Annotated in this window: 23 protein-coding genes; 9 read left to right on the forward strand and 14 right to left on the reverse strand. The window is 64.4% G+C overall.

Annotated features, from left to right (window positions below):
- Positions 1-101 precede the first annotated feature (101 nt).
- Positions 102-887, reverse strand: a complete 786-nt coding sequence (locus LOZ77_RS10030; RefSeq protein ID WP_230279036.1) for a 3-hydroxybutyrate dehydrogenase — start codon at positions 885-887, stop codon at positions 102-104.
- A 106-nt stretch (positions 888-993) separates the two neighbouring features.
- Between LOZ77_RS10030 and LOZ77_RS10035 the strand changes: the two genes are divergently transcribed.
- A complete protein-coding gene (locus LOZ77_RS10035) occupies positions 994-1,842 on the forward strand; it encodes a neutral zinc metallopeptidase (protein WP_370637997.1) in 849 nt (282 codons plus the stop codon).
- Positions 1,843-1,868: 26 nt separating this feature from the next.
- The gene (locus LOZ77_RS10040; protein ID WP_230279037.1) at positions 1,869-2,399 is read left to right on the forward strand and encodes a hypothetical protein; all 531 of its coding nucleotides are present in this window, start codon (positions 1,869-1,871) and stop codon (positions 2,397-2,399) included.
- A 72-nt stretch (positions 2,400-2,471) separates the two neighbouring features.
- On the opposite strand, the gene creD is transcribed toward LOZ77_RS10040, so the two are convergent.
- The 3 genes from creD to LOZ77_RS10055 form a co-directional block, all read right to left on the reverse strand.
- A complete protein-coding gene (creD, locus tag LOZ77_RS10045) occupies positions 2,472-3,908 on the reverse strand; it encodes a cell envelope integrity protein CreD (RefSeq protein ID WP_230279038.1) in 1,437 nt (478 codons plus the stop codon).
- A 61-nt stretch (positions 3,909-3,969) separates the two neighbouring features.
- Positions 3,970-5,670, reverse strand: a complete 1,701-nt coding sequence (locus LOZ77_RS10050) for a M56 family metallopeptidase (protein WP_230279039.1) — start codon at positions 5,668-5,670, stop codon at positions 3,970-3,972.
- Positions 5,667-6,050, reverse strand: a complete 384-nt coding sequence (locus tag LOZ77_RS10055; RefSeq protein WP_230279040.1) for a BlaI/MecI/CopY family transcriptional regulator — start codon at positions 6,048-6,050, stop codon at positions 5,667-5,669. The genes LOZ77_RS10050 and LOZ77_RS10055 overlap by 4 nt, the downstream gene beginning before the upstream one ends.
- Positions 6,051-6,224: 174 nt before the next feature.
- Between LOZ77_RS10055 and LOZ77_RS10060 the strand changes: the two genes are divergently transcribed.
- Positions 6,225-6,884 (forward strand): peptidylprolyl isomerase, encoded by a 660-nt coding sequence (locus tag LOZ77_RS10060; protein ID WP_230279041.1) that lies wholly within the window; start codon positions 6,225-6,227, stop codon positions 6,882-6,884.
- Here the strand turns inward: LOZ77_RS10060 and LOZ77_RS10065 are convergent.
- On the reverse strand, positions 6,881-7,960 hold the full coding sequence (locus LOZ77_RS10065; protein WP_230279042.1) for an AI-2E family transporter: 1,080 nt from the start codon (positions 7,958-7,960) through the stop codon (positions 6,881-6,883). The genes LOZ77_RS10060 and LOZ77_RS10065 overlap by 4 nt on opposite strands.
- 2 nt (positions 7,961-7,962) lie before the next feature.
- Positions 7,963-9,654, reverse strand: coding sequence for a DNA repair protein RecN (recN, locus tag LOZ77_RS10070; protein ID WP_230279043.1), 1,692 nt, complete (start codon positions 9,652-9,654; stop codon positions 7,963-7,965).
- Between the two features lie 204 nt (positions 9,655-9,858).
- On the opposite strand from recN, the gene LOZ77_RS10075 reads away from it, so the two are divergent.
- The 5 genes from LOZ77_RS10075 (at position 9,859) to LOZ77_RS10095 (ending at position 14,703) form a co-directional block, all read left to right on the forward strand.
- Complete coding sequence (locus LOZ77_RS10075; protein ID WP_230279044.1) at positions 9,859-10,776, forward strand: UDP-2,3-diacylglucosamine diphosphatase; 918 nt, start codon at positions 9,859-9,861, stop codon at positions 10,774-10,776.
- A 29-nt stretch (positions 10,777-10,805) separates the two neighbouring features.
- The gene (locus tag LOZ77_RS10080; protein WP_230279045.1) at positions 10,806-11,879 is read left to right on the forward strand and encodes a glycosyltransferase family 1 protein; all 1,074 of its coding nucleotides are present in this window, start codon (positions 10,806-10,808) and stop codon (positions 11,877-11,879) included.
- Between the two features lie 88 nt (positions 11,880-11,967).
- Positions 11,968-13,224, forward strand: a complete 1,257-nt coding sequence (locus LOZ77_RS10085) for an IS701 family transposase (protein WP_119592595.1) — start codon at positions 11,968-11,970, stop codon at positions 13,222-13,224.
- A 161-nt stretch (positions 13,225-13,385) separates the two neighbouring features.
- A protein-coding gene (locus LOZ77_RS10090) for an IS5 family transposase (protein ID WP_156170621.1) occupies positions 13,386-14,158 on the forward strand; the annotation gives its coding sequence in 2 pieces (ribosomal slippage) (positions 13,386-13,704 and positions 13,704-14,158; 774 coding nt in all).
- A 125-nt stretch (positions 14,159-14,283) separates the two neighbouring features.
- Positions 14,284-14,703 carry a PRC-barrel domain-containing protein gene (locus LOZ77_RS10095; protein ID WP_370637998.1) on the forward strand — a complete coding sequence of 140 codons (420 nt, stop codon included), beginning with the start codon at positions 14,284-14,286 and terminating at the stop codon, positions 14,701-14,703.
- 18 nt (positions 14,704-14,721) lie between these two features.
- Here LOZ77_RS10095 and LOZ77_RS10100 read toward each other — a convergent pair whose 3' ends face one another.
- Positions 14,722-14,904 (reverse strand): hypothetical protein, encoded by a 183-nt coding sequence (locus LOZ77_RS10100; protein ID WP_230279046.1) that lies wholly within the window; start codon positions 14,902-14,904, stop codon positions 14,722-14,724.
- A gap of 308 nt (positions 14,905-15,212) precedes the next feature.
- Here LOZ77_RS10100 and LOZ77_RS10105 point away from each other — a divergent pair, with 308 nt between their 5' ends.
- Positions 15,213-16,397, forward strand: coding sequence for a pyridoxal phosphate-dependent aminotransferase (locus LOZ77_RS10105; RefSeq protein WP_230279047.1), 1,185 nt, complete (start codon positions 15,213-15,215; stop codon positions 16,395-16,397).
- Between the two features lie 48 nt (positions 16,398-16,445).
- On the opposite strand, the gene LOZ77_RS10110 is transcribed toward LOZ77_RS10105, so the two are convergent.
- The 7 genes from LOZ77_RS10110 to LOZ77_RS10140 all read right to left on the reverse strand — a co-directional run bounded on the left by LOZ77_RS10110 (position 16,446) and on the right by LOZ77_RS10140 (position 21,206).
- A complete protein-coding gene (locus LOZ77_RS10110) occupies positions 16,446-17,309 on the reverse strand; it encodes a class I SAM-dependent methyltransferase (RefSeq protein WP_230279048.1) in 864 nt (287 codons plus the stop codon).
- A 132-nt stretch (positions 17,310-17,441) separates the two neighbouring features.
- Entirely contained in the window at positions 17,442-17,780 is a 339-nt protein-coding gene (locus LOZ77_RS10115) for a hypothetical protein (RefSeq protein ID WP_230279049.1), read from the reverse strand.
- A gap of 194 nt (positions 17,781-17,974) precedes the next feature.
- On the reverse strand, positions 17,975-18,514 hold the full coding sequence (locus LOZ77_RS10120; protein WP_230279050.1) for an NUDIX hydrolase: 540 nt from the start codon (positions 18,512-18,514) through the stop codon (positions 17,975-17,977).
- A 40-nt stretch (positions 18,515-18,554) separates the two neighbouring features.
- Complete coding sequence (locus tag LOZ77_RS10125; RefSeq protein WP_230279051.1) at positions 18,555-19,241, reverse strand: TPM domain-containing protein; 687 nt, start codon at positions 19,239-19,241, stop codon at positions 18,555-18,557.
- A gap of 2 nt (positions 19,242-19,243) precedes the next feature.
- A complete protein-coding gene (locus LOZ77_RS10130; RefSeq protein ID WP_230279052.1) occupies positions 19,244-20,035 on the reverse strand; it encodes a YgcG family protein in 792 nt (263 codons plus the stop codon).
- Complete coding sequence (locus LOZ77_RS10135; protein WP_230279053.1) at positions 20,032-20,544, reverse strand: TPM domain-containing protein; 513 nt, start codon at positions 20,542-20,544, stop codon at positions 20,032-20,034. The genes LOZ77_RS10130 and LOZ77_RS10135 overlap by 4 nt, the downstream gene beginning before the upstream one ends.
- A gap of 62 nt (positions 20,545-20,606) precedes the next feature.
- The gene (locus LOZ77_RS10140; RefSeq protein WP_230279054.1) at positions 20,607-21,206 is read right to left on the reverse strand and encodes a LemA family protein; all 600 of its coding nucleotides are present in this window, start codon (positions 21,204-21,206) and stop codon (positions 20,607-20,609) included.
- Between the last annotated feature and the right edge of the window lie 10 nt (positions 21,207-21,216).

Below are 21,216 nucleotides of genomic sequence, written 5' to 3' on the forward strand. Positions count from 1 at the left end.
ATGACCCCCCTTTCGCTAGAGGGGGACGATGCATTTATTTCACCCCCGTTTGCCTTTCGCCAAACGGGGGTGCGACTGCCAGATAATTACCCGACCGGCGCTTATTGCGCAGTCCATCCGCCATCGACCGAAATATTGGTGCCGGTGATATTGTCCGCCGCCTTGCCGCACAGGAACATGGCGACCGCCGCGATATCCTCTGCGGTCGAGAATTTCTTGGTCGGCTCGCGTTCCAGCAGCACGTCCTTGATCACCTGATCGCGGGTCATGCCCCGCGCCTTCATCGTATCGGGGATCTGGTTTTCGACCAAAGGCGTCCAGACATAGCCCGGGCTGATGCAATTGGCCGTGACGTTCTGTTCGGCCAGTTCCAGCGCAATGGTCTTGGCCAACCCCGCCAGCGCATGTTTCGCCGAGACATAGGCCGATTTGAACGGAGAAGCCGTCAGCGAATGGGCGCTGGCGGTAAAGATGATGCGGCCCCAGCCCTTTTCCTTCATGCCCGGAATGGCAAGGCGCGAACAGTGAAACGCACTCGACAGGTTCAGCGCGATGATCTGGTCCCATTTTTCGACCGGAAATTCGTCGACCGGCGCGACATATTGCATGCCCGCATTGCAGATCAGAATGTCGACCGTGCCGAACGCGTCCAGCGCCGCCTGCATCAGGCTTTCGCATCCTTCGGTTTTCGTCAGGTCGCCGCCCGCGAAGATCGCCTTTGCGCCGCTGGCGGCTTCCAGCGCTGCGCGCTCCTTTTCGATCTCCGCCTCGTCGCCGAAACCGTTGATCACAAGGTTCGCCCCCTCGGCCGCGAGCGCCTTGGCATAGGCGAGCCCGATGCCCGAGGTGGAACCGGTGACGAGCGCAGTCTTGCCGGAAAGGAACATTTCAGTCTCCACTATGGTTGGGAATTCGTTAGGGTTTTGATCGAGCTGGCCGAATCGCGTGCCGCTTTTACGATATTGGCCAATACGGGGGTAACGATGCGGCTGAATGACATTTCCCGCAATATTCGCGTTCGCGACCAGCGCGGATCGGGCGGCGGCGGTGGTTTCGGCGGCGGGGGGGGGCAAGCTGGGCTGCGGCGCGGTGGTGCTGGCGATCGCGGGCTATCTGATCTTCGGCCTCGACCCGATGACGACATTGGGCACGGTCGGATCGATGGAAACGACAACGGCCCCGCAAGCGGGCGGCCAGACGCTGGAACAAAGCTGCTCGGTCAACGAATACAGCCGCGAGACGTGTGCCGCGCTCTCCTCGCTCGACGCCACATGGCAGCCCCTGTTCGCAGAGGCGGGGATCAAATTCACGCAGCCCACGCTCAATTTCTATGACGGGCGCGGTTCGTCGGGCTGCGGCGCGGCGCAAAGCGCGATGGGGCCGTTCTATTGCCCGTCGGATCAAGGCATCTATATCGACACCAGCTTTTACGACCAGCTCGACCGGCAACTGGGCGCGGGCGGCGATTTCGCGCGCGCCTATGTAATGGCGCATGAATACGGCCACCATATCCAGACGCTGACCGGCACATCGACCCAGGTGCGGCAGGCGCAGCAGCAGAATCCCGGCGCGGCCAACCGCATACAGGTGGCGATGGAACTGCAGGCCGATTGCTATGCCGGCGTATGGGCGGCCAAGAACCGGAACCTTATGGAGCCCGGCGACATTGAAGAGGGTATGACAGCGGCAGCATCCATCGGCGACGACCGTTTGACGCAGGGCCGCGTCAGCCCCGACAATTTCACCCACGGCACCAGTGCCCAGCGCATGGAATGGCTGCAAATTGGGCTGCGAACAGGTGACGAGGATCAATGCGATACATTCGGCGCACTTTTCGGCTGATCCATACCGCTATGGCGGGGGCTGCGATGACGCTGTCCCCCGTTGCCCTGGCTCAACAGGCACAGGGCGTACAAGCCGATCCGGCCCGGTCCGACGTCAGCACGCCTGCCGAAAATGGGCCGGTCGTCAGCGATAATGTGAAGATAGAGGATATTCCGCTGCAACCGCTGCGTGACCTCAACCTCGATCAATCCGAAATTCCGCCGCTGCTGGTCGATATCGGCAACCATCCCTACTCCACCGGCGGGCTGACCGATTGCGCCACCATCGGCAAGGCCATTGCGGACATCGACGTGATGCTGGGCGACGATATCGACGTTCCGAAAGAGGAACGATCCGACCTGCAGAAGGGCGCGAACAAAGTGGGCGAAGTGGCGCAGGACATCGTCGGCGGGCTGATCCCGTTTCGCGGCATCGTGCGCGAAATCACGGGGGCCAAGGCGCAGGAACAATATGTCAGCGAACTGGTCGTGGCCGCCACGGTGCGGCGCGCATTCCTGAAAGGCATCGGGCTGGAACGCGGATGCAAGGCACCCGCGCGGCCCGCAGCCGAATAGAAAGGCGCGGGAGAACACTGCCCCCCGCGCCCATCATCGCATTCATTTCTCGGCCATTCAGTATCAGGCCGGTCAGTTTTGAGAGGGCCGCGCTAATCCCGACCAGTCGATATTGCGCGTGGCATACATTACGCCCGCCAGTGCCGCGAACAGCAGCAGCGAACCGATCAGCAGCGACCATGCCTCAAGACTGAGCAGCACGAACAGCAGTGCATACAGCCCTGCCAGCAGCACGCCCATCACCCGCGCCCGCTTCCAGCTTTTCAACACGGAAGCGCTATAGGCCGTGATCAGGCCGACAATGGCGGCGCTGGCCACCAGATAGGCGATGGTAAAGCCCGTCACCTCGGCAAAGGCGAGCAGCAGCACGAAGAACAGCACCAGCCCCGCGCCGGTCAGCAGATATTCTGCCGCCGCCACGGTCACGCCCGCGACCACGTCGAACATCAGAAAGGTCAGAAAGGTAAAGCCGATGATCAGAAAGCCGTATTTCACCGAACGGTCGATCCGGCTGTAGAGATCGACCGGTTCGACCAGCCCGATGGTGGCGACGCGCGCCTGCGATCCACTACGCATGTCGGGGTCCGTGTAAACATTGGTCACGACGGGCGGTTCAAGATCGCTGGTCATGGCCAGCCCCTGCCCCAGCGCCAGATCGGGCACCGCAAATTCGGCCGCGAAGCCCGCATCGGATATTTGCGGATCGCCGGGAAGGAACCCGCCCGAAAAGCTGGGATGCGGCCAGCTGGATGTGACCGACCATTCGGTGTTCCCCCCGCGCGGCACAAGGCTGATCGTTTCGCTGCCGCGCAGGCCATAGGACCATGCGACATTCATCGCCTGACTTTCGTCCCAGTCGGGAAACCCGTGAAAACCCGCCCCGCTGGTCGCCGCCGGACCGCCGCCGGGCCGCGTCGCCAAAGCCTTGCCGTTCACCGTTACCGCGCTCTGGCTTTGCAGGCCGCGCGGATCCGACACACCGAAACGCAATTCGGCGCGTTCGGGCATCAGCGCGTCGGGATCGATCCCCTGTCGCGCCAGATCGGCAGGCAGTTCGAACCGCGCCGTGCCCTCGACCGCGGCATTATACAGCACCGAGGCATAGATCGATTTCTGTTTCAGCTGCGGGTCCAGACCGGTCGCGATCTTCTGCTCGACCGGAGAGAGATACAGCTCGCGCGTTACCCTCGTCAGCTTTGACGTCTGTTTCCCGTCGACCACGCTGTTTTCGGTGACCGTCTCTTCATAGGGGATCACCAGCACCGGCCCTGTCACCAGCTGCGCGCCGCCCCAGCCCTGCGTGATCGTCTGCCGCGCCGTATGCGACTGGTCCTGCCGGTCCCAGACCAGCGCATAGACCATCATCAAAGGCACCGCGAGCGCGCCCGCGACCAGCAGGGTGAAGAGTAGTTTTATGCCCGGCGACCGTTGTCGGCCGGATTGATGCGATTGTTCATAGTCCGACACGATGTCGTCTCCCCTTTCAGAATAGCCATTCAGGTGGGCCATTCAGGATGGAGAGACGAACCGTGGCGTTTTGTCGATGAATTGAAGGTGAACTATCCGAAATTCAGCGCGCGCCCATTTCCTTGCGCAGCTCGGCCAGTTCGGCATCCAGCTCGGCCATGACCTCGGCGCGCACATCGGCGGACAGCGATCCGCTCGACGCGATGGCAAGGCGCGCGCCTTCGATCCCGGCGATCGCGGCATGCATAGCGCTGCGCTCTATCGCGGCTTCGTCGATGACATGCTCCTGCACCACCAGATCCTTGCCGTCCGCGCTCTTGCGGGTGACGCGGATCGTGCGAACGCCATCGGACGATACTGTTTCGGTCACTTGCGGCGCGGCAGCGGCTGCGCGTTCGGCCTCGGTAATGGCGCGGGTCGTTTCGCGGCTGGACCGGCGGATGTCGGCGCGGGCACGTTCCATATCGGCAGCAGCGCGCTCCAGATCGCGTTCCAGCTTCGCGCGTTCCGCGGCGCTCAATTCCTTGTTGCTGCGCACGACGCGGATCTCGCGGCGGATTTCCTTTTGCCCCTCGACCAGATCGGCGTCGGCTTCGCTGAATTCGCGCTCGGTCTCGAACACCCAGCTGTGGGTGCCGTCGGAATAGACGCCGTGCTCGGGCGGCACAGGCGGCGTCGGTGCGACGGGCGGTTCCGGCGGCAGCGGAGCCTCGGGCGCTTGTGGAGCCTCGGGCGGAAGCGGCGCCTCGGGTGCGGCGGGAACCGATGGCGGTGCGGGCACTTCCGCGATTTGCGCCTCGGCATAGGATAGTGATGCGGTCAGCGGCACGGCGATGCACGCTCCCGCACCGACAAGCAGCAGACCGGTGCGACGACGCAGGCGGGAGGGGGACATGGCAAGACTCCTGAGACGATGGACAATGGCTTTTTCGCCCAGCAGAGGCCCGATCTCCCGAAATCCGGCCATGGGGGCAGCAAGGGCAAGGTTCTGTTCGCGCGCCGATGCGGCAATCACGCTGCCGTAATGGGCGCGGATGGCGGCATCGCGGCCCTCTATGACCCGCGCGTCGCAGGCCGCTTCCTGATCGCGCCGCATCGCGCGCCAGCCCAGCCACGCGACGGGGTTGAACCAGTGCAGCGCCAGAACCGGCTGTGCGACGATATTGGCCAGCAAGTCGTGGCCGCGGTGATGCGCAATCTCGTGCGCGATGGCCAGATCGCGGCCCGCGCTGTCGATACCGGCCATAAAGCCGACCGGCATGGCGATCACCTTGTCGAACACGCCGAACGCGACAGGGGCAGCGACGGCATCGCTTTCGATCAGGCGGATATCTTCCCATTCGCCCACCGGACGCGCGCCTTTCAGCAGCATCCTTCGCATCGCGTGATAGGACGACCAGCGCCACGCAAGGAACAGCGCCGCCACGCCCAGCCAGACAAGGATCGCCCCGCCGACCAGCATGTCGGGCGCGACCAGCGCGGGGGCCGGATCGCCCATTGGCGTGGCCGCCATGCCGGTCACCGTATCAACCGGCACCGGCACGCGATCCGCAAAATAGGGAACATCGGCGGCGACAGGTGTAGCAGACGGCGCCGCAACCGGCTCGGCAGGGCGCATCCATGCGGGCAGCACCAGCGGCGGCAGCATCAGCCGGATCAGCGGCAACAGCCACAAGGCATAGGCCGCGCGCGGGCCGAACCAGCGCGCCACAGGGCGGCGTAGCACCAGCGCGGCGGCGATCAGCACGCCGGTCCCGACCAGCGTATCGACCGCAAAGTCCAGAAGGCCAATGTCTCCCGTCATTTCCTGAGCTCCCTCAGCAGTCCCTCGATCTCGTTCAAATCGCGCTCGCTCAGCGCCTCGGCCTCGGCCAGATGGGCGAACAGGCTGGATGCGCGCCCGCCGAACAGCCGGTCGAGCAGGCGGCGCGATTCGCTGCCCAGAAAGGCATCGCGCCCGATCAGCGGCGTATAAAGAAAGCGGCGCCCGTCGGGCTGGGTCGCAATGGCGTTCTTGGCCACCAGCCGCGACAGCAGCGTCTTGACCGTCGCAAGGCTCCACCCTTTTTCCGCCCCAACGCGGTCGGCAACCTGCGACGCGGTCAGCGCCTCGTCCGCATCCCATAATGCTTCGAGCACGGATTGCTCGGCTTCGGAAATGCGGTCTGCGGCAGCGTCGGCCATGATCGTCCCTTTAGGCGTGAAGTTCGATTACAGATGTAAACGCAATCGACTACAGCTGTAAACGCCCGATCGCGGCCAACCATGTCGCCGGTCGAGCGGTCTATGTCGTTCGTCGGCGCCTGCCTGCTTCGATCCGCGCTTGCACCTGCGCGGCGGCAGCGCGATAGTCGCGCGATGATCCGCGCTCTGATCCCGGCTTTCGCCCTTGTGTCCGGCCTGCTTGCCGCGCCCGCCTTTGCGCAGGAAGCGCCTGCCGCGCCGCTGCCCGATGCTGCCGAAGCGCCCGCCCCGCGGACCGAGCTGGTCGCCATCGAAACCGCGCTGGGCACCATCACCATCGCGCTGGAAGTCGAACGCGCGCCTGTCACCGCTGCCAATTTCCTGCGCTATGCGGCGGGCGGGAAATTCGACGGGGCCGTGTTCTATCGCGCCATGCGGCTTGAATGGGGAGAGCAGCCGAACGGGCTGATACAGGGCGGATCGCAGGGCTATCCCGACCGGGTGCTGCCGCCCATCGCGCACGAGCCGACGGACGAGACCGGCATCACCCACAAGCGGGGCACGATTTCGATGGCCATGCTGGAACCGGGCAGCGCGACCGGCGACTGGTCGATCCTGCTGTCGGACATGCCGGGGCTGGACGCCGATCCCGACAATCCCGACCCCGCCCGCCGCCCGGGCTATGCCGCGTTCGGCCATGTGGTCGACGGGATGGAGGTGGTCGAGGCGATCTGGAACGCCCCGCTAGACCCCGATGCGGGCGAAGGGTGGATGAAGGGGCAGATGCTGGCCGATCCGGTGACGATGATCACCGTGCGCAAGGTGGAGGATTAGCCCCGCGCCGCCTCGCGCTGTTCGCGCAGGATCGCCCAGCCGGTCATGAACAGCCCCGCGACGACCGGCCCCACGACGATGCCGGTAATGCCCAGCGCGGCAATGCCGCCCAGCGTGGTGACCAGAATGACCCAGTCGGGCAGGCCCGTATCGCGGCCCACCAAAAGCGGGCGCAGCGCATTGTCGGCCATGCCGATCACCAGTACGCCGGACCCGATCACCACCAGCCCCTGCCAGATTGCGCCCGTCGCCAGCAGATAGGCCGCGGCGGGCACCCAGACGATGGCGGGCCCCACCGCGGGCAGCAGCGAGAAGATCGCCATCAGCAATCCGAACAGCAGCACGGCGGGCAACCCCGCGATCCAGAACGTGATCGCGCCTAACGCCCCCTGCACCAGCCCGACCACGATCGAACCCTTGATCGTCGCGCGCGTCACAGCTGCGAAATTCGCCACCAGCCGCTGCGCAATGGCCGGTTCCATCGGCAGGCTGGCCGTCAGCGTCGCTGTCAGGCGTTCGCCGTCGCGCAGCAGGAAAAAGGTGACATAGAGCCCCATCGCAAAGGCCAGCGCAAAGCCCAGCACCCCGCCGCCGATTTCCAGCGCCTTGCTGGCGATCAGCCCCACGCTTTGCTGCAGCAGTTCGACCAGCCTGGCCTGCAACAGCTCGAACTCGCCATAGCCCGAATTGTCGACCATGGTCTGCAGCCGAGCGGGCAATGCGTCATAGCCCCAGCGGAAATAATAGCCCGCGTCGATCTGCTGGTCCTGCAAGGCGACGTAAATGCCCGTCGCCTGTCGCACGATCATCGACCCGATGATCATGGCCGGAATGATCACGGCAAAGGTAATGACCAGCAGCGTCACGAAAGCCGCGCGATTGCGCCTGCCGCCCATGTTCCTCAGCACGCGTCGGAACAGCGGCTGGAACATCATCGCGGCCAGCATCGCCCAGAACAAGGGCGTCAGGAACGGCCACGCGATCAGCGCCAGCAACACGGTTATCGCGGCAAGGAACAGCAGGAAACCGCCCCGTTCCGTTACGGGCCCGCCCTTGGCCATCGGGTCCGGTTCCATCGTCATACCCCTTCCAGCAGCCGTTCGGCCTGTGCCCGCGCCTCGGGCGTGATTTCCGCGCCCGACAACATGCGGGCGATTTCCTCGACCCGCTGGCCCGCATCCAGCATGCGGACCGATGTGCGCGTCACCGTGCCCTCGCTCGACTTGGCGATCATGTAATGGCTGCCCCCGCGCGCGGCGACTTGCGGGCTGTGCGTAACCGCCAGCAATTGCGCCGCAGCCGCCGCACCGCCGCCCGCCGATCCGCCTGCAAGCCGTGCCAAACGGTCGCCGATGGCGCTGGCCACCGCGCCGCCGACGCCGCGGTCGATTTCGTCGAAGATGATGACCGCCGCGCCGCCCTCTTCTGCCAGCGCGACCTTCAGCGCGAGGATGAAGCGCGACAATTCGCCGCCGCTCGCGATCTTGGCCAGCGGCGCGAAGGGCGCGCCCGGATTGGTCGCGATCAGGAATTCCACCCCGTCCATGCCATGCGGGCCCCAGCGTTCTTCGGGCAGACGCTGGACCGATGTGCGGAATTTCGCGGCATCCAGCTTCAGCGGCGCCAGTTCGGCCGCGACTGCCTTGTCCAGTCTGCGCGCTGCCTCGGCCCTTGCGGCAGACAGGGTTTCCGCCTCGGCATGGTAATGCGCCCCCGCATCGAATGCCTTGCGCTCCAGCATGGCGATCCGCTCGCTGCTATGAGTGATCGCGTCCAGTGCCTCGCGCATGGCGTCCAGCCTTGCGGGCAGCGCGTCGACCTCCACCTCGTGCTTGCGGGCCGCGGCGCGCAGGTCGAACAGGCGGCGCTCGGTCTCGTCCAGCACCTTGGGGTCGAAGGCAAGCGCCTCGCTCGCCCGCGCCAGCGCTTCTTCCGCCTCACCCCCTTCGATCAGCGCGCGGTCCAGCGCGGCCAGCGCATCACCCAGCGCGGGGTGATCTTCGGCAATGCGATCCAGCTTGCGGGCGGCGGCGCGCAATTGCGCCAGCGGACCGTCGGACCCTGCGAACACATGGCCAAGGTCCGAAAGATCGCCCGCCAGCCGCTCCCCCTTTTGCATGTCCGCACGGGCGAGGGCCAGTTCCTCCTCCTCGCCCGGCACGGGATGCAGCTTTTCCAGTTCAGCGACATGGGCGGTCAGCAATTCCTGCTCCGCCTCGGCATCGGCGGCGGCCTGCTTCGCCTCGGCCAGCGCGTCCTCCACCTTGCGCCATGCGCTCCATGCATCGGCAACACGCCCCTCGTCCGCTCCGGCATAGCGGGTCAGCAATTCGCGGTGTCCGCGCGGGTTCACAAGGCCGCGGTCGTCGTGCTGGCCGTGCAATTCGACCAGCGCGGGGGCCAGCGCGCGCAGCACCGCCACGCCGACGGGCTGGCCGTTGACGAAGGCCTTGGACCCGCCATCTGCTTTCACCTGACGGCGCAACAGCAGCGGCTCGCCCGGTTCGATTTCGACGCCCGCATCCTCCAGCACTTCGGCCAGCAGCGGCGGCATTTCGGCAAATTCAAAGGCGGCGGTCACGCTGGCGCGGTCTTCGCCCGCACGAACGAGCGACGTTTCCGCGCGATTTCCCAAAACCAGCCCCAAAGCGTCGAGCAGGATCGACTTGCCCGCACCCGTCTCACCCGTGAGCACGCCGAGTCCCGCGCGGAAATCGAGGTCAAGCGCCTCTATCAGAACGATATTGCGGATCTGCAGGCTGGTCAGCATGGTCGCCGTCCTAAATGGACTGTCGCAGCGGATTTCACCACAGCGTCCTCCGCCCGCTCACACCCCGCCCCCAGCTTTTCCACAGCTTTGCCCCGTCATCCGTCATGCGGCTGTCACAACGTCCCCGAACGGAAACACGCGGCAGGCAGGGCAGAATCACACGAAAGGCGAAATTGGCGCGGCACAACATCAGGGGGCCGGAACATGCGGAACACTGTCTTTACGCATCTTGGATCTGAAAGTTCGATTGCGGTTCCGGGCGCATTGCCCGACTGGCTCGACTTGCCCGAACCGCGCGGTTTCAGGCCCAAACGCAAACTTCGCACGATCTATATTTCCGATGTCCATCTTGGCACGCCGGGCTGCAATGCCGAACTGCTGCTCGACTTTCTGGCGGGCGTAGAATGCGAAACGCTCTATCTGGTTGGCGATATCGTCGACGGCTGGCGGCTGAAAAAGGGCTGGTACTGGCCCGACGCGCATAATGAAGTCGTACGCCGCATTCTGAAAATGGCGCATCGCGGAACGCGGGTCATCCTTGTCGCGGGCAATCATGACGAAATGCTGCGCAGCTATGCCGGCATGCATTTCGGCGGGGTGGAAATCGCGAACGAGGCGATCCACGTCACCGCCGACGGCCGCCGCCTGCTGGTGGTGCATGGCGATGCGTTCGACGGGGTGGTGCTCTATGCCCGCTGGCTCGCCTTTCTGGGCGATCAGGCCTATGCGCTGCTGCTGAAATCGAACATCTGGCTGAACCGGTTCCGCCGCGCGTTCAAGCTGCCTTATTGGTCGCTGTCGGCTTATATGAAGCACCGCGTGAAGAATGTGGTCCAGTTCGTCTGCGACTTTGAAGAAGCAGTCGCCCATGCGGCGCGCGAACGCGGCGTCGACGGGGTGGTGTGCGGGCACATCCATTGCGCCGAAATCCGCCAGATCGGCGACATCGAATATTACAACGACGGCGACTGGGTCGAAAGCTGCACCGCGCTGGTCGAAAACGCCGACGGTTCGATGCATATCATCGACCACGCCGCCGAAGTGCGCGAACGCGACCGCGCCGCGCGCGAGGAACGCCAGCGTGTCGATGCCCCCGTTGCGGCCGAACCGGAAGCGGCCTGACCGTGCAGGAGGGCGAGAGTAGCATACCCATGCCCCGCCGACTCCTGCTGGCCAGCGATGCATGGGCACCGCAAGTGAACGGCGTGGTGCGCACCTTGCAGGAAACCGTCGCGCGGCTACGCGCGCGCGGCCATGTGGTCGAACTGGTCACGCCCGACCTGTTCGTGAACATGCCCATGCCGTTCTATTCCGAAATCCGGCTGGCCATGGTGCCCGGTTCGGGCGTGACCCGCCGGATAGAGGCATTCGCGCCCGATCTGGTCCATATCGCCACCGAAGGGCCGATCGGCTGGGCCGCGCGGCGCTGGTGCCGTAAGCATGACATGCCCTTTACCACCGCGTTCCACACGCGCTTTCCCGATTATGCCGCCGTGCGCACCGGACTGTCGCCGGAACGGTTCTGGCCGATCATGCAGCGGTTTCACGCCCCGTCGCGCACCGTGCTGGCCGCCACGCCCAGCCTGCGCGCCGAACTGGGCGAACGCGGCATCGGCCCCGTCGCCCCATGGTCGCGCGGAATCGATGCCAGCCTGTTCAATGCCGGTGTGGCGCCCGATCCCGCGATCCGCGCGCTGGAAGGGCCCGTGCTGATGTATGTCGGCCGCGTCGCCCCCGAAAAAGGGCTGGACGACTTTCTCGGTTCGCGCCATCCCGGCACCCGCGTCGTCGTCGGCACCGGTCCCGCATTGGCCGGACTGAAGGCGAAATATCCCGATGCGGTCTTTACCGGAAAGCTGACGGGCGATGCGCTGGCCAGCGCCTATGCCGCCGCCGATTGCTTCGTCTTTCCCAGCAGGTCCGACACGTTCGGGCTGGTCATGGTAGAGGCTTTGGCCTGCGGCGTTCCGGTCGCGGGCTATCCGGTGCAGGGGCCGATCGACATCGTCGGGCCCAAGGGCCGCGGCGGGAACAGCGAACTGCACCGCTCCATCGGTGCGGTCGATGATCACCTCGACACCGCGATCGCCCATGCATTGCTCGCCAGCCGCGAGGATTGCGCCGCCTATGGCGCCAGCTTCAGCTGGGAAGCCGCGACCGACCAGTTCATCACCGCGCTGGGCAATGTGCTGGAAGACGATCACGGCGCGCCGATCGCGGCCTAGCACTACTTTGGCAGAAATCTGATTTTTGGGATTCCCAAGGTGGGATTCCAGTGATTCATAGGGAGCCAGCTTTTCGAAGGGGCTGGCGATGGATACGGATTGGCGTGGCGAACTGGACGAGTGGTTGGCACCGTTTGTAGCGGCGTTGCGACACAAGACGCGTGGCCGGATGTGTCCGGCGTATATCGCGGGACTGATCGGCCCGGGGGATCGCAAAAGCATACAGCCGATGGCCGCCCGGACAGATGATGTCAGCTACGATCGGCTGCATCATTTCATCGCCAGCGGCGTGTGGGACGAAGCACCGCTGGAGGCAGCTCTGCTCGCCGAGGCCGACCGGCAGGTAGGCGGCGAGAAGGCCTGGCTGATCATCGACGACACGGCGCTGCCCAAGAAGGGGCGCCATTCCGTCGGCGTGGCGCCGCAATATGCGTCGGCACTGGGCAAGAATGCCAACTGCCAGACGCTGGTGTCGGTGACGCTGGCATCTGGCGAAGTCCCCATCATGGTCGGCCTGCGCCTGTTCCTGCCCGAGAGCTGGACCGGAGACGTGGCCCGCCTGGAACGGACTGGAGTTCCTCTCGATTGCTGCCCCTACAGGACCAAGCCCGAGATCGCGCTCGCTGAGATCGATCGGGTCGGCGCTGCGGGTGTTCGTTTCGGCTGTGTCCTGGCGGATGCGGGCTATGGCATGTCCGCACCGTTCCGACAGGGGCTGAGTGAGCGCGGGCTTGCATGGGCGGTGGGCATACCTTTCAGACAGAAGGTCTACCCCGCCGATGTTGGGATGATCTTCCCGATCGCTGGAAGAGGTCGCCCTCGCAAGAACGCCATCCCCGACGCGAAATCGATATCCGCCAAGGCAATGCTGGAGATGGCAAGGTGGCGCAAGGTGAGTTGGCGGCGCGGTACCAAAGGGCCACTCTCGGCGCGGTTCGCTGCCGTTCGCGTGCGTGTCGCCGATGGTCCGCCCCAGCGCATCCGGGACATGGGTGCGCAACATCTGCCCGGCGAGGAGGTGTGGTTGGTCGGGGAGCATCGCTCGACTGGCGAGCGCAAATACTACCTCTCCAACCTGCCTGCCAGCACGCCAATCAGGCAGCTTGCCGGCGCCATCAAGGCCCGCTGGGTCTGTGAGCAGGGGCATCAGCAACTCAAGGAAGAACTCGGCCTCGATCACTTCGAGGGTAGATCATGGAAGGGGCTGCACCGACACGCGCTGATGTCCATGATCGCCCTGGCCTTCTTGCAGACCCAGCGCCTCAAGCAGGCCAAGGGGGAAAAAAAGGACTGCCGGTCCGCCTCCACAGCCGAGCTTACCAGCGATCAGACAGGCCATCATTGACCGCTTCTCCAAGCCACCGGATCGGCCATGCCCGCACTGCGGTCGCTGCATATCTGACCCGACACCAAAAAATCTGCCAAAGTAGTGCTAGGCCGTAAACTCATAAACTGACTTGCGCGGCGCGGGCGCGGTTGATTCAAGGCTTCGGGAAGGAGCTTTGGATGACGCGTCGTAGATTTGAACTGACCGATGATGAGTGGCTGGTGATCGAGCCGTTGTTGCCGAACAAGCCTCGCGGGGTTCCGCGTGTGGATGACCGGCGGGTCATCGACGGGATATTGTGGCGCTTTCGCACGGGCAGTCCTTGGGCTGATATTCCCGAGCGCTATGGCCCACATACCACCTGCTACAACCGTTTCGTGCGCTGGCGCAAAGCCGGTGTGTGGGACCGCCTTCTCGAAGCGGTGAGCCAAGCCTTCGACGGCGAGTTGGTCATGATCGACAGTTCTTCCATCCGGGTCCACCAGCACGGTGCGACCCTAAAAAGGGGGACCCAAATCGCTGCATGGGACGTTCCCGGGGCGGTTTGACAACCAAGATCCATGCCCTGGTTGATGGTCGCGGCCTGCCGATCCAACTGCATCTGTCCGAAGGCCAGGCGAGCGATTGCCGTGAGGCCGAGAGGCTGCTGGCCGCCGTGCCGAACGCCACCACCTTTCTCGCCGATAAGGCTTATGACAGCGATGCCATTCGCAGTCAGATCACCGCGCAGGGTGGCTTCGCCAACATCCCAGTCAAGCGCAATCGTCGCAAAGGCTTCGCGTTCAGCAGCTTCCTGTATCGCTACCGTAATCTGGTCGAGCGTTTCTTCGGGAAACTCAAAAACGCCAGAGGCTTGGCCACCAGATACGACAAACGAAGCGATAACTTCCTCGCTGCCATCAAGCTCTTCTGCACACGCCTATGGATCGCCGCTAATGAGTCTACGCCCTAGGTCGGAAAATTCGGAACAACATGGCCATTCACGCATCTTTCCCATAGAGGATGACGCCGATTGGGCCGCGCGGAAATCTCCGAACCGGCGCCATCATTTTCACTCACGACAGAGGGAGAATGACCATGGCAAACACTATCGAACGCAGCACCGGAACCGCTTCGGTCCGCGATCTGGTCGATGCGGGCCACGCGATGGAACGCGACGAAGGGCGCGACCTCATCTCGTCCGACCGTGTCGACGGGACCGCCGTCTATCGGCCCGATGGCGAAAAGATCGGCCGCATTCACCACCTGATGATCGGCAAGCGTAACGGCCGCGTGGAATATGCCGTGCTCAGCTTTGGCGGCTTTCTCGGCATGGGCACCGAACGCCGCCCGGTCCCGTGGGAAGCGCTGGATTACGATACAAGGCTTGGCGGCTATGTCGTTTCGGCCGAGGAAGACGTGCTGAAAGCCAGCCCGTCCTTCATGGAAAACGAAGACCCGCAGTGGGACCGCGCCTATGCCGCCCATGTCTATGGCTATTGGGGCGTGCCCTATTGACCGGCCTGCCGGCCCGCATCACAGGGGCGGCGTCATCACGCTATAGACAAAGCCGATGGTGCCCGCGCCGAACACGGCGGCACTGGCCAGTTGCGATGCCATTCGCACGTGACGGTTCCGGAAAACGGGCAGGAAAAGCAGCAGCGCAAGACCGATGGCCATAAAGATTATGCCGAACTGGATCATGTCGGTTCCCCCCAACAAACGCCCGTGACCACACATCGGGCGAGCCCCAAGCTGATGCCGCGCGGCTTAACGGAAACCTGAAATTAAGCATGAACGAGTGCGGCTAACGCGTTTACCCTGTCCGCTCCCGCGCCAATCCCACTCAATGGAATCGGCATGGCTTTCGCATCGCGCAGTGGACAAGCGGCCCCGCATTTGATGAACTCCCCCGATGCAAGCGCGGCAGGGAGCGTCGGGTGCCGGAAATGGCCCGCCCCTGACAGCGCGGACAGGGACGGATGCGTCGGGGCGCGTTGACCACCATCAGGGGAGGGACCTGATCGATGCTGCACGACCAAGACCATGATATGCCGGATACCGAAGCCGCCGAAGAACTGCGGGCGCGCGGCTATAACCGCCGCCAGATGGGGCGCATTGCCATGATGCTGGGCGGGGGCGCCGCCATGGCCAGCTTTGGCCGCCCCGCCGCTGCCCAGCAATCCGGCCCCGCCGTGGTGGGCGCGGTGCGGATCGCGTCGAACGAATGCTGGACCGGCCCGTTCAGCGAAGGGGTCGCCGCTGCCGCCATGCTGGCAAGGGAAGGCAACCGGTACGAACCCGACAACGACCACGCCCGCCTGACCGCCGCCGTCGCCGAGGTAGAGGGCGTGCCCGAAGATCACATTCTTGCATGGCCGGGGTCCAGCGATCCGTTGAACCGTGTCGTCGTCACCTTCTGCTCGCCCGAACGCGGACTGGTCACTGCCAATCCCAGCTATGAACAAAGCTGGCGTACCAGCGACTGGCTGGGCGTGCCGTTAAAGCGCGTGCCGCTGACGGCGGATTACCGCCACGATGTCAGGGCCATGCTGGCCGCCAATCCGCAGGCAGGGCTTTACTATGTCTGTTCGCCCAACAATCCCACCGGCACCGTCACCCCGCTGGAGGACATCGTCTGGCTGGCCGAGAACAAGCCGAAAGACGCCGTTCTGGTCGTGGACGAGGCCTATATCCATTTTGCGGGCACGCCCAGCGCCGCGCCGCTGGCCGCCAGCCGCGACGATGTGATCGTGCTGCGCACATTTTCCAAGCTGTTCGGCATGGCGGGGATGCGGCTGGGGCTGACCTTTGCGAATCCAGCGCTTTACGAACGCATGATGCGCTATGACGGGCAGCAGGTGACCTTCATGGTGCCGATGACCGCCATCGCCTGCGGCACGGCCAGCCTGAAACTGGCCGACAAGATCGCCGCCCGGCGCGCAGAGATGATCGCGGTGCGCGAAGAGACGCTGGCCCATCTGAAATCGCGCGGCATTCCCACCGTCGGGTCGCAGGCGAATATGTTCATGGCCGATTGGGGCAGCATCGCCACCCCTGCCCAAATGCAAGAGAAATTCCTGTCGCACGGGGTGCAGATCGGCCGGTCATGGGACGCATGGCCGACGATGAGCCGGATTACGGTCGGTTCGGCAGAGGATATGCAGAAATTCCGCCTCGCCCTCGACAAAATCCTGATGGCTGAGGCCTGATATCAAACGACCGGCGCGCCATCCGTACCGACGGCGCGCCGGCCCCGATCAGCCTTTTTTCCTGAACAGCAGCGTCATGCGGTCGCTCTCGCCAATGGCCGCGCGTCGGGCACGCTCGGCATCGTCGTCCGCACCGCGATAGCTGGGCGGCAGCGACCAGACGCCGCCTTCCCAATCGGCGGGGTCCTTGGGGTTGGCGTTGACCTCGCCCGCTTTCACCAGCTCGAAACCGTGGCTTTCGACCAGCGCGACCACATCGGCCTGCCGCAGATAACCCTTGCCGCCGGTGACATAATCGTCGGGCGCATCGGCCTTCGCGCGGTGCTGGACGATGCCCAGCATGCCGTCATCCTTCAGCAGCGCATGGATGCGGTCCAGCTCTGCGCCGACGCTGCCCCAGCGCTTCAGATTATGCATCTCGCGAAAGATCAGCACGCGGTCCACCGTGCCGTTTTGCGCCTCGCCCAGATCGGCGCTCGACAGGTTTTCGACCGGCGCGCCCGACAGCGCCCATGTCGGGCTCTGTGCGGCGAAGTTGCCCACCAGCTTCGAGCTATAGGCCTTGCCCCCTTCGTCCGAGATCAGCGCCGGATCGGGGTTCAAGCCGATATAGCGCCCCTCCGCGCCCAGATAAGGCACCAGAACGCGCGTGTACCAGCCGCTCGACGGCATGAAATCGGCGACGGTCATGCCCGGTTTGACGTCGAAAAACGCCAGGGTTTCAGCCGGATGGCGATATTGGTCGCGCGCCTTGTCCTCTGCGCGGTTTTCCTGCGCCAGTGCGGCCTGCATCGCCATATGGGCAGCATGATCCTGATGCGCGACGTGGCCCTGATGGGCGGAATGGTCCTGCGCCTGCGCGGAAACGGGCACGGCCAGTGCAATGGCGGCGGCGAAAAAGGTGAAACGCATCGAACTCTCCTGCAACTCCATGCGGTAAGGGTTAGGCGGCAACAGGGGCCCCGACAATGTTAAACCGGCCCATCAATGAAAAACCGGCCCGAAGCATGCTCCGGACCGGCCTTTCGTCGCATGATGCGATGGTTACATGCCAACCGCGTCCTTGGCGACGCCCTCGGCCTTTTCCTTGGCCATGCTTTCGGCCTTGTCGCGCACGATGGCTTCGGCTTCGTCCATGGTGGTCGGGTCGGCCTCGTCCAGCGCTTCCAGCTCGGCATCGGCTTTCGCTTCGACGGCTTCGCCCATGGCGTCCGCTTCCTCGGCGGTCACTTCGCCGGCAGCTTCCATATCGTCGATCATTTCGCCTGCGGCTTCCTCGTTCGCCTCGACCTGATCCTCGGCGGCGTTTTCGGCGGCACTGTCGCAGGCAGTAGTGGCAAGACCCAGAGCGGCAACGGCCGCAATGCTAACGAATTTCTTCATCGAGAATCCCCTTCTCACTCGAATTGCATGACCCAAGCCTCGGGCATAGGGCCGCTATCCGCACGCGCCAACTCGCGGTTACTTACCAGTTTCGCCGGAAATAATGCCGATGCCGCCGCGCACGGGTGCCATTGACCGGGTTTTTGTTATGACAGGGGCGTGACTGAACGGTGCCTTTTCCAAGGCCCGACAGGTCATTCCCCGCGCAGCAGTCCCGCGCCCAGCAGCAACAGCAGCTTGACGTCGATCGCCTTGCCCGCCTGCCGCGCATCGGCGACGAATTGCTCCAGCCTGTCCAGCGGCATGCGATGCGGGGTGATATCCTCGCCGCCGACACCGCCGCCCCTGCCGATTTTGGTCAGCCCCTTGGCCAGAACCAGCGTAAAGCTCTCGCTCACCATGCCGGGCGAGGAATGATATTCGCCCGCATCTTCCAGCACGGCGGCACGATAGCCGGTTTCCTCTTCCAGCTCGCGCCCCGCAGCTGCCAGCGGGTCTTCGTCGGCCGCGCTGTCATCGTCGCCGATCAGGCCGGCAGGCAATTCGATGCAGGGCTTGCCCAAGGGCACGCGATATTGCTCCACCAGCAGCACATGCCCGTCCTCTACTGCCAGGATCACCGCCGCGCGGATCGATCGTGCACGCGACACATATTCCCAGCGGCCCCGCTGTTTGGCGATGATCCACTTGCCTTCCCATGCGATATGTTCGGGTGCGTCACGGTCGGCGGTCATGCAATATCCTATGATTCGATCGGGCTACAATTCGATAAGCCTATAACTCGATCAGGCGGTCGGGGATTTCGTTCTCGTCATCCTCGGCGCGGGGGAAATGCTCGGCCAGCACCCTGCCCACATGCTCGACGCCCGACACCATGGCGGCGGCGGTGCGCCCTTCCTTCAACTCGCCCAGCATGTCGATCATCGCCTCGCCCCACACGGCTTCGGGCACCTGATGGGCGATGGCGGCATCGGCCACGATCTCGGCACGGTGTTCGCGCATCGACAGATAGATCAGGATGCCCGTGCGCCCGTGTGTGCGCCGTTCGGCCCCGACCTTGAAGAAGGACACGGCGCGGGCATGCACGCGCTTTGTCTTGATGCGTCCGGGGACGAGGATCAGGCGAAATGGCCACCATGCCAGCACGATCATCGCGCCCGCGAATTGCAGCGCCGCGAACAGCCCCGCCATCCAGAACAGTTCCGACGGCGTATGTTCCGCACCCCATTGCCCCGTCAGCGTGTCCCACACGCGCAGGTAGAAATCGGCATTCATCGCCAGCGCCGCCAGCCCGACCAGCGAAGCCGCCGCCGCCCAGCACAGCGCGACATCCAGATAATCGTCCGATTTCTCGGTCAGGATCGTCACGATCTCGCCCGAAGTATGCTGTTCCGCCGCGCTGACGGCGGCCGTCACGCGAAGATGATCCTCTTCGCCCAGGTAGATCGGTTTCTGTGCCATCCTTACCAGCCCCCGCTCGCGCCGCCGCCGCCAAAGCTGCCGCCCCCGCCGGAAAAGCCGCCGCCGCCGCCAAAGCCGCCCCCAAAACCGCCGCCGCCAGAGCCGCCGCCCCAATGATCGTCCCCGCCCCAGATGATCACCGGCCCGCTGCCGCGATACCGATGCCCGCCGCGCAGGCCGCGCAGCAGGGGAATGATAAAGAAGAACAGGAAGATCAGGAGGAAGATGATTTCGAACATATTGATCCCGTCGCCCTCGCGCTCGCCGGCAGCCTGCTGTTCGGCCTGCGCCGCGATCTTCGCTGCCTCTTCAGGGGGAAGCTCCAGCTGCTCGATCACCGCATCGGTGCCCGCGACGATGCCGCCCGGCATATCGCCCGATTTAAAGCGTGGCAGGATTTGCCGGTTGATGATCAGGAACGACAATCCGTCGGTCAGCACGGGTTCAAGGCCATAGCCGACCTCGATCCGCACCTTGCGTTCATTGGGCGCGACGATCAGCAGGACACCGTCGTTGCGCTCTTCATCGCCGATGCCCCATGCGCGGCCCAGCCGGTAACCGAAATCGGCAATGTCATACCCTTGCAGGTCGGGCACCGTCGCCACCACGAACTGCCGCTGCGTGCGGGTTTCGAACTCTGCCAGTTTCTGGCCCAGCATCGCTTCTTCCGCTGCGGGTATGATATTGGCCGCATCGACTACGCGGCCAGTCAGCTTGGGGAAATCCTGCGCAAAGGCAGCCGGTGCGGTGCACAGCGCGACCGCAAGCCAGATCAGGGCAATTATCCGTTTCATGTCACATCCGGACCGCCGGCCTTGGCCAGCAGATCCTCGACCCCTTTTATTCCGGTTAGCACCGCACCCTTGAAATCGCCCGCGCGGGCCAGCGGTTTCATCGCATCGATGATCGCCTGCCGCTGCGCTTCGGTCGGGCGGACGGGCAAGCCATGACCGGTCGACACGCCAACAAGCCTGTCGGCTGGTGACACGAACACGATCGCCGCATCGTTGCTGCCCGTCCCGCGTTCCCATCCTGCGTGGAACCGGTTGGTAAAGCGATCGAAACTCTCGCCCCGCAAGCCGCGCGTCGTCATCACCACAATCCTTGCGCCCGTTTCCGCGCGCGCCAATTCAACCCTTTCGCGCAAGGCCCCCGCCTCTTCGGCAGAGAACAGGCCGATCGGGTCGATCACCGGCTCCACCGTCCGTACCGGCAGCGGCGCTTTATCGCCTGCCCCTGCCGTTTCGCCCACATAGCGGAAGGCGCCGCCGCTCCATGGCAGCAAGGCGCCCGCCGTCAGCATGAAGGCCACCGCGAACAAGCGCCAGTGGCGCAGCGGGTGCCGGACGATGTCGCCTGCTGGGGTCAGAGCATCTCACCCAGATCGGGCGCCTGTTCGGCATTGGGCGTCACCGCCTCGAACGGCTCCATCGGTTCCGCCCCATGCACCAGCTTGGCGCCGATGATGTCGGGGAATGTGCGGATGGTGGTATTATATTCGCGCACCGCCTCGTTATAATCGCGCACGGCGACATTGATGCGGTTCTCGCTGCCTTCGACCTGGCTTTGCAGCATCTGGTAATTGGTGATGCTCTTCAGGTCGGGATAGGCCTCGAAATTGGCAAGCAGACGGCCCAGCCCCTGCGACAGCGCGCCCTGTGCCTGCGCATATTCGGCCATCTTGGCGGCATCGCCCAGATCGTCGGCACTAACCTGAATGCTCGTCGCCTTGGCGCGCGCCTCGATCACGTCAGTCAGAATGCCGCGCTCCTGCTCGGCCGCGCCCTTGGCGACGGCGGCAAGGTTCGGGATCGCCTGTGCCCGGCGGTCATAAGCGTTCTGCACATCGGCCCAGCGCGCCTTGGCCTCTTCCTCGGCAGTGGGCACGGAATTGATGCCGCATGCGGCCAGCATGCTGGCCAGCGCAGCCGCAAGAACGATGCGCAGCGGATTGGTGATTGCCATGGCGGTCGGT

The organism is Croceicoccus sp. Ery15, from assembly GCF_020985305.1.
Classification (GTDB): domain Bacteria; phylum Pseudomonadota; class Alphaproteobacteria; order Sphingomonadales; family Sphingomonadaceae; genus Croceicoccus.